The sequence below is a fragment of the Nitrospirota bacterium genome (genome assembly GCA_004296885.1).
Lineage (GTDB): Bacteria > Nitrospirota > Nitrospiria > Nitrospirales > Nitrospiraceae > SYGV01.
In genome coordinates, this window is sequence record SCVN01000016.1 from 181,388 (window position 1) to 195,955 (window position 14,568).

General features: G+C 62.0%; 17 protein-coding genes. 8 read left to right on the forward strand and 9 right to left on the reverse strand.

What is annotated here, in order from left to right; all coding sequences use genetic code 11:
* Positions 1-5: 5 nt before the first annotated feature.
* Together EPO61_09810 and EPO61_09815 are read left to right on the forward strand one after the other, a co-directional pair.
* The gene (locus tag EPO61_09810) at positions 6-980 is read left to right on the forward strand and encodes an NAD-dependent epimerase/dehydratase family protein (protein ID TAJ08388.1); all 975 of its coding nucleotides are present in this window, start codon (positions 6-8) and stop codon (positions 978-980) included.
* Positions 977-1,900, forward strand: coding sequence for an NAD-dependent epimerase/dehydratase family protein (locus EPO61_09815; GenBank protein ID TAJ08389.1), 924 nt, complete (start codon positions 977-979; stop codon positions 1,898-1,900). Before EPO61_09810 ends, EPO61_09815 begins: the two co-directional genes overlap by 4 nt.
* Positions 1,901-1,955: 55 nt before the next feature.
* Here EPO61_09815 and EPO61_09820 read toward each other — a convergent pair whose 3' ends face one another.
* Positions 1,956-2,279, reverse strand: a complete 324-nt coding sequence (locus EPO61_09820) for a rhodanese (GenBank protein ID TAJ08390.1) — start codon at positions 2,277-2,279, stop codon at positions 1,956-1,958.
* A 125-nt stretch (positions 2,280-2,404) separates the two neighbouring features.
* Between EPO61_09820 and EPO61_09825 the strand changes: the two genes are divergently transcribed.
* From EPO61_09825 to EPO61_09835, 3 genes are all read left to right on the forward strand, one after another.
* Positions 2,405-2,776, forward strand: coding sequence for a divalent-cation tolerance protein CutA (locus EPO61_09825; protein ID TAJ08391.1), 372 nt, complete (start codon positions 2,405-2,407; stop codon positions 2,774-2,776).
* 6 nt (positions 2,777-2,782) lie between these two features.
* Complete coding sequence (locus EPO61_09830; protein ID TAJ08392.1) at positions 2,783-3,841, forward strand: M23 family metallopeptidase; 1,059 nt, start codon at positions 2,783-2,785, stop codon at positions 3,839-3,841.
* Positions 3,842-3,932: 91 nt separating this feature from the next.
* Positions 3,933-5,621, forward strand: coding sequence for a formate--tetrahydrofolate ligase (locus EPO61_09835; GenBank protein ID TAJ08393.1), 1,689 nt, complete (start codon positions 3,933-3,935; stop codon positions 5,619-5,621).
* A gap of 84 nt (positions 5,622-5,705) precedes the next feature.
* On the opposite strand, the gene hflC is transcribed toward EPO61_09835, so the two are convergent.
* The 6 genes from hflC to EPO61_09865 form a co-directional block, all read right to left on the reverse strand.
* Positions 5,706-6,566, reverse strand: coding sequence for a protease modulator HflC (hflC, locus tag EPO61_09840; protein TAJ08394.1), 861 nt, complete (start codon positions 6,564-6,566; stop codon positions 5,706-5,708).
* The gene (hflK, locus tag EPO61_09845; GenBank protein ID TAJ08395.1) at positions 6,563-7,597 is read right to left on the reverse strand and encodes an FtsH protease activity modulator HflK; all 1,035 of its coding nucleotides are present in this window, start codon (positions 7,595-7,597) and stop codon (positions 6,563-6,565) included. Before hflK ends, hflC begins: the two co-directional genes overlap by 4 nt.
* Before the next feature lie 164 nt (positions 7,598-7,761).
* Positions 7,762-8,817 carry a hypothetical protein gene (locus tag EPO61_09850; protein ID TAJ08396.1) on the reverse strand — a complete coding sequence of 352 codons (1,056 nt, stop codon included), beginning with the start codon at positions 8,815-8,817 and terminating at the stop codon, positions 7,762-7,764.
* A 63-nt stretch (positions 8,818-8,880) separates the two neighbouring features.
* Entirely contained in the window at positions 8,881-10,014 is a 1,134-nt protein-coding gene (locus EPO61_09855; protein TAJ08397.1) for an inorganic phosphate transporter, read from the reverse strand.
* 5 nt (positions 10,015-10,019) lie between these two features.
* On the reverse strand, positions 10,020-11,057 hold the full coding sequence (locus EPO61_09860) for a radical SAM/Cys-rich domain protein (protein TAJ08398.1): 1,038 nt from the start codon (positions 11,055-11,057) through the stop codon (positions 10,020-10,022).
* 65 nt (positions 11,058-11,122) lie between these two features.
* Entirely contained in the window at positions 11,123-12,352 is a 1,230-nt protein-coding gene (locus tag EPO61_09865; protein TAJ08399.1) for a methyltransferase domain-containing protein, read from the reverse strand.
* A gap of 244 nt (positions 12,353-12,596) precedes the next feature.
* Between EPO61_09865 and EPO61_09870 the strand changes: the two genes are divergently transcribed.
* Genes EPO61_09870 through EPO61_09880 form a run of 3 tightly spaced genes read left to right on the forward strand, consistent with a single transcriptional unit; the run spans position 12,597 to position 13,738 of the window.
* Complete coding sequence (locus EPO61_09870) at positions 12,597-13,067, forward strand: heavy metal-responsive transcriptional regulator (GenBank protein ID TAJ08400.1); 471 nt, start codon at positions 12,597-12,599, stop codon at positions 13,065-13,067.
* A 31-nt stretch (positions 13,068-13,098) separates the two neighbouring features.
* A complete protein-coding gene (merF, locus tag EPO61_09875; GenBank protein TAJ08401.1) occupies positions 13,099-13,365 on the forward strand; it encodes a mercury resistance system transport protein MerF in 267 nt (88 codons plus the stop codon).
* Entirely contained in the window at positions 13,274-13,738 is a 465-nt protein-coding gene (locus tag EPO61_09880; GenBank protein ID TAJ08402.1) for a carboxymuconolactone decarboxylase family protein, read from the forward strand. Before merF ends, EPO61_09880 begins: the two co-directional genes overlap by 92 nt.
* A 75-nt stretch (positions 13,739-13,813) precedes the next feature.
* Here EPO61_09880 and EPO61_09885 read toward each other — a convergent pair whose 3' ends face one another.
* Positions 13,814-14,161 carry a hypothetical protein gene (locus tag EPO61_09885; protein ID TAJ08403.1) on the reverse strand — a complete coding sequence of 116 codons (348 nt, stop codon included), beginning with the start codon at positions 14,159-14,161 and terminating at the stop codon, positions 13,814-13,816.
* Complete coding sequence (locus EPO61_09890) at positions 14,155-14,367, reverse strand: hypothetical protein (protein TAJ08404.1); 213 nt, start codon at positions 14,365-14,367, stop codon at positions 14,155-14,157. Before EPO61_09890 ends, EPO61_09885 begins: the two co-directional genes overlap by 7 nt.
* Positions 14,368-14,568 lie beyond the last annotated feature (201 nt).

Sequence of the window (14,568 nt, forward strand, 5' to 3'; positions counted from 1 at the left end):
TGGGGATGGGCACAAGGGAATCTTGTACGCTGGTGACCGGCGGCGCCGGATTTATCGGCTCCCACGTGGTGGAAGCGTTGCTCGCCCGCGGCGAGCGGGTTCTGTGTCTGGACAATTTCGACTCGTTCTACGACCCCGCCATCAAGCGCGTGAACGTCCGCGCGGCCCTGTCCAACCCCAAATACAAGCTGATCGAGGGGGATATCCGGGATCAGGCCCGGGTGGAATCCCTCTGCGAGGCCGAAGGGGTGACCAGGATTTTCCACGCGGCGGCCCGGGCCGGAGTGCGACCTTCGATCAAGGACCCGCTCCTCTACGAGGACGTGAACATGCGGGGCACGATCGTGCTGTTGGAGGTGGCGCGCCGGCGTCCGCTGACGACCTTCGTGTTTGCCTCTTCGTCGTCGGTGTACGGAGGGCTGGCGATGGTGCCCTTTTCGGAAACGGCGGCGTTGAGCCGGCCCATTTCTCCCTATGCGGCGACAAAGCTGGCCGGCGAGCTGATCTGTTACACCTACCATCACTTGCATAAGATTCCCATCACCTGTCTGCGATTTTTCACGGTCTATGGGCCCAGGCAGAGGCCGGAGATGGCGATCCATCAGTTTGTGCGGCAGATCGAAGACGGGCACCCGGTGCCGATGTTCGGCGACGGGAGTTCGAGGCGGGATTTCACCTACATCGACGATATCGTGCAGGGGGTCGTGGCGGCCTTGGACCGGCCTTTTCCCTTCGAGGTCTTCAATCTGGGCGAATCGGCCACGATCGAGCTGCGGGCGCTCATTCAGCTGATCGAGCAGTACCTGGGCAAAACGGCGAAGATCCAGGCCTTGCCGGATCAACCCGGCGACGTGCCGGTGACCTATGCCGATATCACCAAGGCCCGGTCGCTCTTGGGCTATCGCCCCACCACGCCGGTCGTGGAGGGCGTGCAACGGTTTGTGGACTGGTTCCGGACCATGAGGCGGGGGGGGGCATGAAGATTCTGGTGACGGGCGGCGCCGGCTTTATCGGATCCCATCTGGTAGACCGGCTGGTACAGGAAGGCTACGACGTGGTCGTGGTGGACAATCTCTCCACCGGCAAGCGCAAGAACATCAACAAGGCTGCAAATTTTTACAAGACGGACATCCAGGGCAGCGGGCTCGAACGGGTGTTTCGGAAGGAGCGGCCGACGATGGTGATGCACCTGGCCGCTCAAATGGACGTGCGACGTTCCGTGGCGGATCCGACCTATGACGCGCAGATCAATATTTTAGGCACTTTGAATGTCCTGGCCCAGGCGGTGAAGCACGGCACCAGAAAGATGATCTTTGCCTCGTCCGGCGGGGCCATCTATGGGGAGCAGGAGGTGTTTCCCGCTCCGGAGACCCATCCCCTCAGACCCATGTCCCCTTATGGAATCAGCAAGCTCAGCGGCGAACACTATCTGTTTTATTATCAGGCCATGAGCGGGATCCAGGCGGTCAGCCTCCGGTTCGCGAACGTCTACGGGCCCCGCCAGGACCCGGAGGGCGAGGCCGGTGTGGTCTCGATTTTCGCCCAGAAGCTCTTGCACGGCGAACAGCCGATCATCAATGGCAACGGCCGGCAGACCCGGGACTTCATCTTTGTGGACGATATCGTGGAAGCCCATCTGGCGGTCATGGGCAAGGAGGTCCAGGGGACCTACAACGTCGGGACGGGGGAGGAAACGACGGTCAACGAACTGTTCCGGATCCTGGCCGACCTGACCAACCCGCAATCCAAGGAGCTGCATGGGCCGGCCAAGAAAGGCGAGCAACTACGCAGCGTGGTGGACTCGACCAAGCTGCGGCGCGAACTGGGCTGGGACTCCAAGGTGTCCATTCGGGAGGGCCTGAGCCGGACGGTCGACTTCTTCCGTGGCGTCGGAGCTTAAGTCGTGCGTACCGGGGGCGCGTTGCGCCTGAGTGTGGGCTGCTGCCCGATGGAGCTCAGCGGTAGCGCGGGACGTTCGGGTCTACCTGGATGGACCAGGCATCAATGCCCCCGACCAGGTTCTTCACGTTGGCGAAGCCCTGCTGGAGGAGGAACCCGGTCGCATCTGCGCTCCGCATCCCATGGTGGCAGTAGGCGATAATCTCGGCGTTCCGATCCAGCTTGTTCAGGGATTGAGGCAATGTGCCGAGAGGGATAAGGACGGACCCTTCCAGCTTGGCGAGAGAATTCTCCCACTCCTCCCGAACGTCCAGCAAACAGAGGGGTTCCCCTTTATCGAGCCGCTCTTTTAATTCGCGCGGGGTGATCGTAAAGCCCATGACAACCTCCATAACGGATGGAGAGCGCATCATAAACTTGGATTTCCGCCTCTGTCAATCGGGGGTGGGGGCCGGCCCGCATCCCTGCGCGTACTTGTGGATGTCCGGAGCGTCGGGGCTCGGGCATGGCTAGGAGACACCCTGGCGGGGAGGCTATTGTGGTGTTCGTCACGGCCTCCTCTGAGGAAGAGGCAAGCCGGATCGGGCAGAGACTCGTGAAGGACAAACTGGCTGCCTGCGTCACCCTCTTGCCGGGGGGCCGTTCCTTGTTTTGGTGGGAGGGGAAGGTGTCCGAGGAGCGAGAAACCCTGATGATCATGAAAACCAGGAGTTCCCTCTTTCGGGACCTGGCCAGGGAGGTGAGGGCACTTCATTCCTACCAAGTGCCGGAAATTGTTGCCCTCCCGATCAAAAAAGGCTCGACCGATTACCTGGCCTGGATTCAAACTGTGACGAGTAAGCCAAAGAAAAATCTCAGGAAATCTAAAAAATGTTGACCTGTCATGGCCGGTTTCAGTAAACTGGCCCCCTTGATGCAAAGAGTCCCTGTGGGGGACTTTGGAGTACAGATGATGAGCCAACAAGACGACGCCTATACGATCGTGATATTTCGGGGGACCACGGCGAAGCCCCTGCGCTTCAGCTTCCCCAGGGCCATCGTGCGTAAAGCGATGATGGTGGGGGTCGCGCTGATCATTGGGGAGATTCTCTTGCTCTCCCAATATGTGATTCAAACGGGCAAGGTGTGGGAATTACAGGAAATTCGGCAGGAGTTGATTAGCGCCAAGGAACAGACGAATGCTTTTTCCACGGCGGTTGAAGACCTCAAGCGCCGGGTCCTGGCCATGAAGGAAGTGAACGAAAAGCTGAGGGTCATGCTGGGCATCGAATCCTTGAAACCAGAGGACTATCTGAACGGCCAGGGTGGCGAAGAGACTCCGTTGGTTGAGAGCAGCCAGACTCCTGTCGACAAGACAGACGGGGCCTCGGTTGATGGCCAGGTTGCCGAACCCCAAACTCCCAAGCTGTCCGAAGAAAATCAACTGTGGGAACAAGACCTGGCGACAAAAGTCCAAAAGAAAATCGGCTGGTTGCAGCGCGAGGCCATCTCTCAAGAACGGTCCTTGGAAGAATTGACCGAAGCAGCCAAGGAACGTTGGACCCGCTGGGGCTCGACCCCTTCCGTCTGGCCGGTCAAGGGCTGGGTCACCTCCGGGTTCGGTCCAAGGATTTCTCCCTTCACCGGACTGCCCGCCATTCACGACGGGCTGGACATCGGCGCTCCGCCGAATGCACCGGTCCATGCCCCGGCCGGCGGCTTGGTGACGGTGGTCGGTTTCGACGCCAAGATGGGGAACATGGTGGCGATCGAGCATGGGTTTGGGCTTGAAACCCAGTACGGACACTTGGCCAAGGCTATGGTGAAGCAGGGACAGAAGGTGAAGCGAGGAGACTTGATCGGTCTGATTGGAAGCAGCGGCCTCTCAACCGGTCCTCATTTGCATTACATGATCAAAGTGAACGAACGGCCCGTCAACCCGCAGCGCTATATCCTGGAATAGAGTCGAACCCCCTCCCATCCCTTGCTCGTCACCCCTACCGCGCTGTCGGCCCATCCCAACATTCGTAAGGCTCTGACCGAAGAGGTGCAGAGTGACTGACCTTGAAATTGCGCACCCCGTTTCCCCTCGTCCGATCGAACAGATCGGGGCCATGCTGGGGCTCCGGCCGGAGGATCTGATCCGTTACGGGCCTTGGAAAGCCAAGGTGGCCCCCTTGGCCCTTGAACGCCTGGCCGACCGTCCGTTGGGCCGCTACGTGCTCGTCACGGCCATCAACCCCACGCCGCTGGGGGAAGGCAAGACCACGACCTCGATCGGCCTGGCCATGGCCCTCTCCCGGCTCGGCCGTCGGGCTGTCGTGACGCTCAGGCAGCCGTCGCTCGGCCCGGTCTTCGGAATCAAGGGAGGCGGCACGGGAGGGGGCCGGGCGCAAGTCATTCCGATGGAGGACATCAACCTCCATTTCACCGGCGATGCCCATGCCGTCGCCTCCGCCCACAACCTCCTCTCGGCGTTCCTCGACAACCATCTGTTTCAGGGCAACAGCCTCAATCTCGATCCGGCCAAGATCGCCTGGCCGAGGGCCATGGGGATCAGCGACCGGGCCCTGCGGCAGGTCCATTTGGGAGGGACGGAGGGGCGTCCCGGACGGGACGGAGAGTTTGTCCTGACCGAGGCTTCCGAGATCATGGCGATCCTGGCCTTGGTCTCGGGAGCCAAGGATCTTCGCCGCCGCCTGGGCCGCATTCTGGTGGGCTTCACCAAAGAGGGGAGACCGGTCACTGCTGAGGAGTTGAAATGCACGGGGGCCATGGCGGTTCTTCTCCGGGACGCCCTCTGTCCCAATCTCGTCCAAACGATCGAGGGGACGCCGGCCTTGGTCCACACGGGGCCATTCGGGAACATTGCCCATGGAAACTCTTCAATCCTGGCCGACCAGTTGGCCTTGCGGACCGCCGAGTATGTGGTGACCGAAGCGGGCTTCGGGAGCGACCTGGGCGCGGAGAAGTTCTTCAACATCAAATGCCGCACATCCGGCCTGCGTCCCGCTGCGGCGGTGGTCGTGGCCACGCTTCGGGCGTTGAAACTCCACGGAGGCGGAGGGGTCGTGAAAGCGGGAGTGCCGCTGCCCGGGGGACTGACCGGTCCGAACCGGGAGGCCCTGACCAGGGGGCTGGCCAATCTGGAGCAGCATCTGGCCAACGTCCGGACGTTCGGGGTGCCGGCCGTAGTGGCGATCAATGCCTTCAAGGACGATCCGGCCGATGAGTTGCAGTATGTGCGGAACTGGGCCCTCTCGGTCGGCGCGGTGGGCTCGGCCGTCTCTACCCACTTCATGGACGGAGGCCGGGGGGCCATGGAGTTGGCCAAGACGGTCGAGGCGGCCTGCCAGGCTCCATCCGCCTACCAGCCCTTGTATCAGGACGACGCGCCGATCAAAGAGAAGATCGAGACGGTGGCCAGGCGCATCTACGGGGCGGCGGCGGTGTCCTACGAGCCGCAGGCCGAGGCCCAGATCGAGCAGGCGGTGCGGCTGGGTTTCGGGGAGTTCCCGGTCTGCATGGCCAAGACGCCCTTGTCCCTGTCGCACGACGCCCAGTTGAAGGGGCGGCCGACCGGGTTCACCCTGCCGATCAAGGAACTGCGCATCCTGGCCGGGGCCGGGTTCCTGACGGCGGTCTGTTCGGGAATTCAACTGATGCCGGGCTTGCCGAAACAGCCGGCCGGCGAACGGATGGACCTGGACCCGGAGACGGGGGAGATCGTGGGATTATCGTGAAAAGCGAACGGTAAAAAGTAAAACGGGAACGGCGGAAGCAGAGCCTTGCCTACTTCTCACCGTTCACGTTTCACCCTTCACGGATCAGCGCTGCTTCAGGTACTTGAAGAATTCCGAGTCGGGGCTCATGACGATCGTGGAGTTCTCTTTGAAGCTCTTCTTGTAGGCTTCCATCGTGCGGGTGAATTCGAAGAACTTCGGGTCCTGCCGGTAGGCTGTCGCGTAGAGTTTGAACGCCTTCGCATCCCCCTCGCCGCGCAGCTCTTCCGACGTCTTGTAGGCGCCGGCCAGGATGATTTCCCGGTCTTTTTCCGCCTCGGACCGGATCTTCTGCGCCTCCTCGGCCCCCTCGGCCCGATACTGCTTGGCCTGCCGTTCCCGCTCGGCCTGCATGCGGGCGAAAACCGCCTTTTCGTTCTGCTCTGGCAGGTCCGCCCGCTTGATCCGCACGTCCTGAATCTCGATCCCGTAGACCGCCGCCTTCTCGTTGGCCCGCTGCGTCACCAGCGACATCACCTCGGAGCGGGTCTTGGACACGATGTCGGAAAGGTCGTGGCGTCCGACTTCCACCCGCAGCTCGGAATAGATGATGTCGTCCAACCGGCGCAGAGCCCCGCGCTGGGTCTGGAAGGCCTGGTAGACCTTCAAGGGGTCGGTGATCCGCCACTTGGCGAAGTTGTCGATCAGGATCGTCTTCTTGTCCTGGGTGATGACTTCCTGGGCGGACGAATCGTAGTCCAGCAGCCGCTTGTCGAAGTAGGTGACCTCCTGGATGAAGGGCACCTTGACCTCCAGGCCTGGGGTGGTGATGTTCCGCACCGGCTTGCCGAGCTGGACGACGATCGCCGTCTGGGTGATGTCCACGATGAAGACCGGCGAGGCGCCCAGCACGAACAGCAGGAGGATGACCCCGATCACGCCGACGATCATATTCTGTCTGCTCATGGCTTCTTCTCTTCCGCCGCCGCTTTGGGCGGCTTGTGGCTCTTGTCCAGCGGCAGGTAGGGGAGCATCCGGTCCCCCGCCTTCCCGTCGAGAATGATCTTTTCGACCCCCGGCATCACGTCTTCCATCGTTTCGATGTAGATCCGCTTGCTGATGATGTCCTTAGCCTGCTCGTATTCCTTCAGCGTCTTGGTGAAGCGGTTGGCTTCGCCTTCCGCGCGGGTGATGCGGGCCTGCGCATAGCCCTTGGCCTGGTTCACGATCTGGGCCGCCTCGCCCTTGGCCTTGGGAATGATGTCGTTGCGGTAGCCCTGGGACTGGTTGATGAGCTTCTCCCGGTCCTCCTTGGCGCTGGCCACGTCCTTGAACGCGGCCACGACCGCCTCGGGGGGATCGACGTCTTGCAATTGGACGGCGGCGATCTGGACCCCGGCCTGATACTGGTCCAGGATGCCCTGGAGCAGCGTTTGGGTGTCCTGCTGGATCTGCGCCTTGCCGCTGGTCAGGGCCTCGTCGATCTTGCTCTTGCCGACCACCTCGCGCATGGCGGCCTCGGCGGCCTTCTGGATCGTCTCTTCGATTTCATCCACCCGGAACAGGTAGTCCTTGGCGTTCTTGATCTTGTACTGGACGATGAACTCCACGCCCAGGATGTTCTCGTCCCCCGTCAGCATCAGGGCTTCTTTGGGGATCATCTGCTGGCGGCCCTGCCGGTCCGTGCGGAAGCCGATCTCCAGCCGGTGCAGTTTTTCCACCTTGGGGCGCTCGACTGTCTCGATGAGGGGAATCTTCATGTGCGGGCCCGGGCCTTCGCTCCGGACGATGTCGCCGAAGCGTTTGACGACTCCTTCTTCGTCCGGGGCCACGATGTAGGTGCCCTGCCAGACCAGGAATACGGCGGCGGCCGCCAGCAGGATGGGGCTGAGGCCCTTGATCGGCAAACCTGGGCCGAGCTTTTCCTTCGCCTGCCGCAGCAGGTCGTCCACCGGGTCTTGCTTCTTGCCCCAGGGGTCTTTGGGATCCCAGACCATAAATCGTTCCTCGTTGGACTCAGGGAATCAGGCAGGACGAATCACCATAGCAGACATGCCGAAGCCGGAGCAACAAGCGAATCGTCAGGGGCCGTTCTTGTTCGCGGCGGACCACGGGCGGTTGTGGGCGTGTCTAGGGCCTGCGCAATTCGGAAGGACGCTTATCATCGCATCAGAACCTTGCCGCGGCCCCAATAGTAATAGAGGGAGATGTTGGGGTAAAAGGCGTTGACGTTGTTTTGTCCGGCTGCAGTGAAGAGGACTCCGGCCGCTCCCACAAGCGCGCCCCCCTCGTCTTGGAAGAACTTGTACTGGAGCGACGGTTGGACGCCCACCAGCGAGAAGCTGGTCGGGTTGATGTTGACGGCGTGCCCGTCCAGCCGGTAGGGGACTCCGTGGAGCGTTACGAACTCCAGGTTGTAGCCGAATCCTTGTTGATCGTTGAGGATGTGCTCGATCACCAGGCGGGTGTTGACGATGTCGCCGGTGTACGTGTTCATTCCGCCCGTGCTACCCGGGTTGGTATAGGTATAGAAGACGCCGCCGCTGATCCGGAACGGTTCGAGGTTTTTCCGAAACATGGCCCCTTCGGTAAACGAGAGGGCGCCGAACCGGGTCGCTGGAATCCGTCCCAGCGGGGAGAAGCCGCCAGGAATGCCTCTGGTTCCGGCCCATTGGCTGGAAGGCAGCGCGATCTGGTTGTAGATAGTGATAGATGGACGCCATCCGTCCGGATCTTGCACGATCGGGCGGTATTTCACATAGATGGTCGTGTCCCCCAACCCGCTTTCGGAGTCGTAGGTTCGGCTGCCGGAGCCGGTCGCTTTATTGGATTCCCAGTAAATTCCGGAAAAGGCAACATTGAGTTCCACGTGGTTGCTGATTCCGTAGGCAAAGATGCCGGTAGGGGCCACGGCCCGCAGGTGGGTGGTCGCATCCTTGGAGCCGCTGGAGAACTGATTGCCGAATTGCTCGTGCCCGATCTGGCCGAAGACAAAGGGCTGGAAGAGAAACTGCCCCTTGGGCTGGATGTCCACGCCGGAAATCAGGATCGGGCCGTTGGCCATCGGGTTCCAGCTCTTCCGATATTTTTTGATCTCTTCATCCGAGGGCACCCAGTCGAAAGCCAGGACGGCGGGCACGAGGCAGGCGGTGGCCAGCATGAAAACGCACAAGCCTACGATCCAAGGGTATCCGCTTTCGCCCGACTTCTGTGGCATCGATTCAACCTCCTTCGATTCGGCTTGCTGGCGGGGTGTGCCCCGGTCGTTATCTGGGCGGGGCTAGAAGATGGCGGTCAGGATGAGATAGGCCAGACCGGCGAGCAGCCCTGCGGCAGGCAGGGTGACGATCCAGGCCAAGACCATGTCGCGGACCGTCGTCCAGCGGACGGCCTGCCGGCCTTTCAGCAAGCCGATGCCGATGATCGCCGACCCGCTCACGTGGGTCGTGGAGACGGGCAAGCCCATGGATGCCGACACCAGGACCAGCGATGACGTTGTGACGTTCGCCGAGAGGCCTTCAGCGTGGTCCATTTTTGTCACCTTCTCGGCCAGAACCTCGGTGACCCGGAGTCCGCCGAGGTAGCTGCCCGCCCCCATCGCCAGCGTCACGGCGGCGAAAGCCAGGACCTGCATCCGCTGGTTTGGCCAGACGGACGTGGCGCTGCCCAACAGCAACATGGCGACGATCTTGGGCGCGTCGTTCGCGCCGCGCGCTAACGACGCCAACCCGCTGGACAGCCAGTGGACGCTGTCGAGGCCGATCACGAGTCCGGACAAGCCGGCCCGCTCGCATTGCGAGGGTACTGCGGCGATCGGTTGGCCGAAATTTGAGGCTCGGAACAGGATTCTGGTGGCGCCTCGCTCGTCGATGGCCACCAGCGCCCGTTGGGCCGGCATCAGGCACAGGCAGGCCCCTTCCCATCGCGCGGCCACCCTCCGGATCAATGGATGGAGCAGCACCGACAGGGTGAGCGCCAGCACGGGACTCACTAACAAAGGCAGCGCGATCTTGCCGATGATGGCTGGCCAAATGAGGCCGGCGGAACCGAAGGCGATGGTTCCCGTGCCGACGATGGCGCCGGTGAGGGCGTGAGTGGTGGAAACGGGCAGGCCGGTGCGCGAGGCAATCAGGACCCAGGCCATGGCCCCGCTCATCACGGCGAGCGTCGCCGATACCGGAATGGCTAACCCTGGTTGGATCAGACCGGCGCTGAAGGTCTTGACCATGGCCGTGGCAATCCAGGCGGAGGCCCCGGCGCCGATCACGGTCCAGGCCGTGCCCCAGAAGATGGCGGTCCGGTAGTCGGTGATGCCGCTTCCAACCAGGGTGGCAATGGCTTTGGAGACATCGTTGGCACCGTTGGCGAAGGCCAAGGCGGCGACGAGCAGGAACGCGAGGAGGGAGGGCTCCATTCGGGCTACGTTACCGACCCGCCGCAGGACGAACCGGAGCCGGCGGTGCAGCCGTAGCAGTGGTTGCCGGTCACGATCCGGCGATGATGGAGCCGCGCGGCATCGAAGTCCCGGATGTGTCGCGGCGCCCCGTGCGCGATCGGCAGGTCCAGCATCTGGTTGAAGTCGCAGTCGTAGAGCGTGCCGTCCCAGCCCACCGAAAGGGTGTAGCGGCACATGACGCCGGCTGCGGCCGCCGGATTGAAGGCGTTGGCCAGCCGCTCCATGTAGCCTTCGTAGTTGCCGCTCTCGATGAGGAATTCCAGAAAGCGGCTGATGGGCATGTTGGTGATCGTATACAGACGGTTGAAGTCCAGACCGTGCGCCCGCTTGAGTTCGCGCTTGAACTGAGTCTCGGTCGCCTCCTGCTTCGGCGGCAGGAACGCCCCGACCGGGTTGTGCACCAGGTTGAGGGTGAGGCCGCTCCCCTCGATTCCATAGCCCAGCCGGTTGAGGAGCTGCAGGGCGCGGATGGACTTCTCGAAGACTCCGTCGCCCCGCTGGGCGTCGGTTTGGGACGGCCGATAGTAGGGCAGGGAGGCGACGACTTCGACCTGGTGCCGGGCCAGGAAATGGGCCAGGTCGGCCTGTGACGGCAGCAGCAGCACCGTGAGGTTGCAGCGGTCCATCACATGCCGGCCCAGGGCCTTGGCCTCTTCCACGATCCGGCGGAAGTTCGGGTTCAGTTCCGGCGCGCCGCCGGTGATGTCCACCGTCGGAATGTCGGTGTTGGCCAGCGCGCCGAGGCAGAGGTCGGCGGTTTCGCGCGACATGCTTTCCTGCCGGTCCGGACCAGCGTCCACGTGGCAGTGCCGGCAGGTCTGGTTGCAGAGCTTCCCCAGGTTGACCTGAAAGACCGTGATCCCGGCTGCGTGCAGCGGAGCCAAGCCGGCTTGGTCGAGGCGATCGTCGAAGGGCGGGCAGGCATCCGTGTCCGCGAGGATGCGCAGTTGTGTGGCGGCCGGGGCGAGCTGGCTCTGTCTGGCGAGGAGGCTCAGGCCCATAAAATTTACCGATGGCACACAGCTCTCAGCCATCAGCTAAAAGCTGAATGCTGACGGCCCACGAGTTAGCAACAGCTCCCGCCAGGGGCGCAGGAGACTTCAGTGCCACTGACGGAGGATTGTGATCGGTTGATGACGGCGAAGTTGCCCGCATAGGCCTCGTGCCCGAGCACCGCGAGCGTCTTCGAGCAAATTTCCATCGGCTGGCCCCGGTAATAGCGATGTTGGTCGTCGTCGCAGACTTCCAGAAACGGGCCGGTGAACAGGGCGAAATGGCCCTTCCACACGCAGGGGGCCTGGTCCGGCAGGATCGCCAGGAGTCGCGGATCGGACTGAGTCAGCGACACAGGGGCCTCGGACAACAGAAACAAACCCTCGAACGGCGGCGCGTTCAGCAACCGGGCGGTCCTGGCCGAAACGGCTTGCGGTACCCCCCGCTGGTAGACCTGGCCCAGTTCGTCCACCGCCCGGCTGAAGGGGCCCAACAACGTGGCAAATCGGCCGTCCTGCTGCCCCTCCGTCTGCGGCAGCTTGTAGCCGGTCAAGGTGACGGAGAGGAAGTGAATGCCGTCGATCACTTGCCAGGGCAGGAACTTGACCTGGTGTACGCCCAGGAACCCCGCCTCCACCATCCCGCCGACATAGTCGCAGACCGGCAGGGCGCCGGAGAGGCAGTTGCCCCATTTTTCCCGGTCGTGGATCAGATATTGAGGCACGGTCTGGTCGGCCACAATGTCGGAGATCGTAAAGCGGCCCCCCGGCTTGAGCACCCGGTACATCTCGCGGAAGACCTTGCGCTTGTCCGGCGCCAGGTTGATCACGCAGTTGGAGATGATCAGGTCGATCGTGCCACCCTCCACCGGCATGGTCTCGGCCATCCCCTTGCGAAACTCCACGTTGGTCGTCGCATAGCCCAGGTTCGTCGCGACGATCGGCGCATTGCGGCGGGCGATCGCCAGCATCGTATCGGTCATGTCCAGGCCGATGACCTTGCCCGTCGGGCCGACGCGTCGGGAGGCTTCAAAACAGTCGATCCCGCCGCCCGAGCCGATGTCGAGCACCATCTCGCCCGGCTGCACGCTGTTCAACCCGGCCGGCGTGCCGCAGCCGTAGGAAATCTTCAGGACTTCGTCCGGGACGAAGCGGCGCAGGTCCGCAAAGTCATAGCCGGTCGGGCAGCACATCTGCTCGCCCGTGGCCGCGGCCCTGGCATAGCGCTCGCTGACGTGCTGGGTGATTGTCTTGTCAGCCATAAGCTCCTCGGTACTCGACAAAGGCATTAAAGATATCTCCATGTATCAGGCGCGGGCGTTTCCCGTCAACCTTCCCCTGTAGATGCGTGTATATGCGCGTAGTGTACGCAAGAGATGCCTCCGATTCTGTAAGCTGGCTCACAATGCCGGGTTGGCAGAACCTTCCGCTCCCTGTGATGATGAGTCGTTCGAAGGGCGGAATTCTTACAGTCCCGTACGGCTTCTTTTCCCCCTTGACTCGGTACCATGGTAGAGGGTGTAGGGTCCTCAATGAAGAGGTGACGCGATGGCGACGGAGCACACGATTGGGCAATTGGCAAAGGTGGTCGGGGTCAATATCCAGACGGTGCGGTACTACGAACGTCTGAAGCTGCTGGCCCCGTCCGCTCGGAAATCATCTGGTTATCGGCTGTATGGCCCTTCTGAAGTCGCTCGTCTGCGGTTCATCAAGAACGCCCAGGCGCTGGGTTTTACGCTGCAGGAGATCGGCGAACTGCTGAGCCTGCGGGTCAGGTCCACCGCCCGCTGCGGCGATGTGCAGCGGAAGGCGCAGGCTAAGTTGAAGCAAGTGGAGGCCAAGGTGCGAGACTTGCGGGCTCTGGCCAAAGCCCTGCGCGTATTGGTTCGGGCCTGCCGGGCTGGCCAGCCTACCGACCGGTGTCCGATTCTACACAGTCTCGAACGGACAAGGAGGCACAACGATGGCAAGCCCAACGCGGCTGATCGTTTGAGAGCCGCCGGCATCGGCCAGCCGTAATGGTGCCGGCGAAAACCAGAAGGAGGAGCCCTTGAACGCGAAACGCCTTGTGGTGTTCGGATTAGCAGGGACAGGCTTGACGGCCATCTGCTGTTTCACGCCGATTCTGGTAGGGCTGCTGGGGTTGGTCGGGCTGGGAGCGGTCACCGGCTATCTGGACTATGTGTTGCTCCCTGCCCTGACCGTCTTTCTTGGTCTGGCCCTGTATGGTTTGTCGCGGCGCGATCAGGAGGATGGCTCTCTCTGCTGTAAAGGCAAAGAACAGGCAAGATTTGGAAGGACTGAACACGATGACTGATGAGAGGAAAGAGATACAATCGGATGACGAACAGTTGTTCGCGGAGTTGCGCCGTCTGAGTCCGAAAGTCACCGGTGGCCTGTTGCGCATGCGGCAGGAAGCCTATCGGGACGGGACGGTTGCGGCGAAATATAAGTTGTTGGCGGCGATGGCGATCTCCATCGCCATACGTTGTGAACCCTGCATCCGGGCCTACGTGCGGATGGCGTGCGAGAAAGGCATCACGCAAAACGAGTTGATCGAGTTTCTCGAAGTGGCCATGACCATGCAAGGCTGTCCCGGCGAAGAGTGGGCCTTGACCGCGTACCAAGCGTATAAGGAATGCGTGAGTGGCACACCGTCGAACGAGAGGTCTTCGTGCTGCGCGCCGTGAATGCCTCTTGAGGACAAATCTGCCGGGGCTCAGCCGCTGTCCACACTCGACGGCTGAGCCTGCTCGGAAAGGCGGCTAGAAGGTGATGACCTGATAGCCAGCGGAGATGAATTTTCTGAGACTTAGGTGTCGGTCGAATAAAGGGATTCCACACAGCGAGATCCTCTCCTGAACTCCGAAGGCCTGCGCACAAAGGCCACAGACTCCGGTTACGCGATCCCTCACCGCTTCAAAGAGGCCGTTCAGTGTATGGTCGGGCTTGGAGAAATCGACAGGCCACTTGACCCCGGCTCCGTCAAAGATCAGCCGGACGTCGTCCTTGGCCTCCTTGAACTCTTTCACTGCCTCGAGTGCATTGGCCACGCGCGCGAGATCCCCCTGCGACTGCGTATCCGCTAACACGAGGATCGCCACTTTCACCATGGTTGGTCCTCCGTTTGAATGTGGGTGGAAAGCCGCAGGAGCGCCTGTCCGAGTGTCTCGCCGGGACGCAATTTGGCCAGACGTCGCGTCTCCGGATCACCGATGACGATCCCAGCGGTCTCATCGAGGTCGATGGTGAGCTGTTCGATGGCCCGGAGCCGCTCCTCCAGGGCCTCGTTGAGCTGGGCGATGTGAAGGCTGGTCATAAGTGCGCCTCCGAGCCGGTTTCTAGGCAGCACGATACGTGGAGGGCGACACGACCGTCTGTGGGCTGGCTTACAAATGGGCAACGCGATTTCTTTCGATACCTGTGAGATGCCTTACAGAAGGGAATCCTGCGAGCACGTATGATCGGGTGCAGGATCGGAAAAGCCATTCATTCAAAGGAGGTGCGCCATGACCTGCGA

Coding starts and splice junctions, on each gene's coding strand:
- EPO61_09810 (TAJ08388.1), top strand. CDS start 6: ATGGGCACAAGGGAATCTTGTACGCTGGTGACCGGCGGCGCCGGATTT.
- EPO61_09815 (TAJ08389.1), top strand. CDS start 977: ATGAAGATTCTGGTGACGGGCGGCGCCGGCTTTATCGGATCCCATCTG.
- EPO61_09820 (TAJ08390.1), bottom strand. CDS start 2,279: ATGGGCTTTACGATCACCCCGCGCGAATTAAAAGAGCGGCTCGATAAA.
- EPO61_09825 (TAJ08391.1), top strand. CDS start 2,405: ATGGCTAGGAGACACCCTGGCGGGGAGGCTATTGTGGTGTTCGTCACG.
- EPO61_09830 (TAJ08392.1), top strand. CDS start 2,783: ATGGCCGGTTTCAGTAAACTGGCCCCCTTGATGCAAAGAGTCCCTGTG.
- hflC (TAJ08394.1), bottom strand. CDS start 6,566: ATGAGCAGACAGAATATGATCGTCGGCGTGATCGGGGTCATCCTCCTG.
- hflK (TAJ08395.1), bottom strand. CDS start 7,597: ATGGTCTGGGATCCCAAAGACCCCTGGGGCAAGAAGCAAGACCCGGTG.
- EPO61_09850 (TAJ08396.1), bottom strand. CDS start 8,817: ATGCCACAGAAGTCGGGCGAAAGCGGATACCCTTGGATCGTAGGCTTG.
- EPO61_09855 (TAJ08397.1), bottom strand. CDS start 10,014: ATGGAGCCCTCCCTCCTCGCGTTCCTGCTCGTCGCCGCCTTGGCCTTC.
- EPO61_09860 (TAJ08398.1), bottom strand. CDS start 11,057: ATGGGCCTGAGCCTCCTCGCCAGACAGAGCCAGCTCGCCCCGGCCGCC.
- EPO61_09865 (TAJ08399.1), bottom strand. CDS start 12,352: ATGGAGATATCTTTAATGCCTTTGTCGAGTACCGAGGAGCTTATGGCT.
- EPO61_09870 (TAJ08400.1), top strand. CDS start 12,597: ATGGCGACGGAGCACACGATTGGGCAATTGGCAAAGGTGGTCGGGGTC.
- EPO61_09880 (TAJ08402.1), top strand. CDS start 13,274: ATGGTTTGTCGCGGCGCGATCAGGAGGATGGCTCTCTCTGCTGTAAAG.
- EPO61_09885 (TAJ08403.1), bottom strand. CDS start 14,161: ATGGTGAAAGTGGCGATCCTCGTGTTAGCGGATACGCAGTCGCAGGGG.
- EPO61_09890 (TAJ08404.1), bottom strand. CDS start 14,367: ATGACCAGCCTTCACATCGCCCAGCTCAACGAGGCCCTGGAGGAGCGG.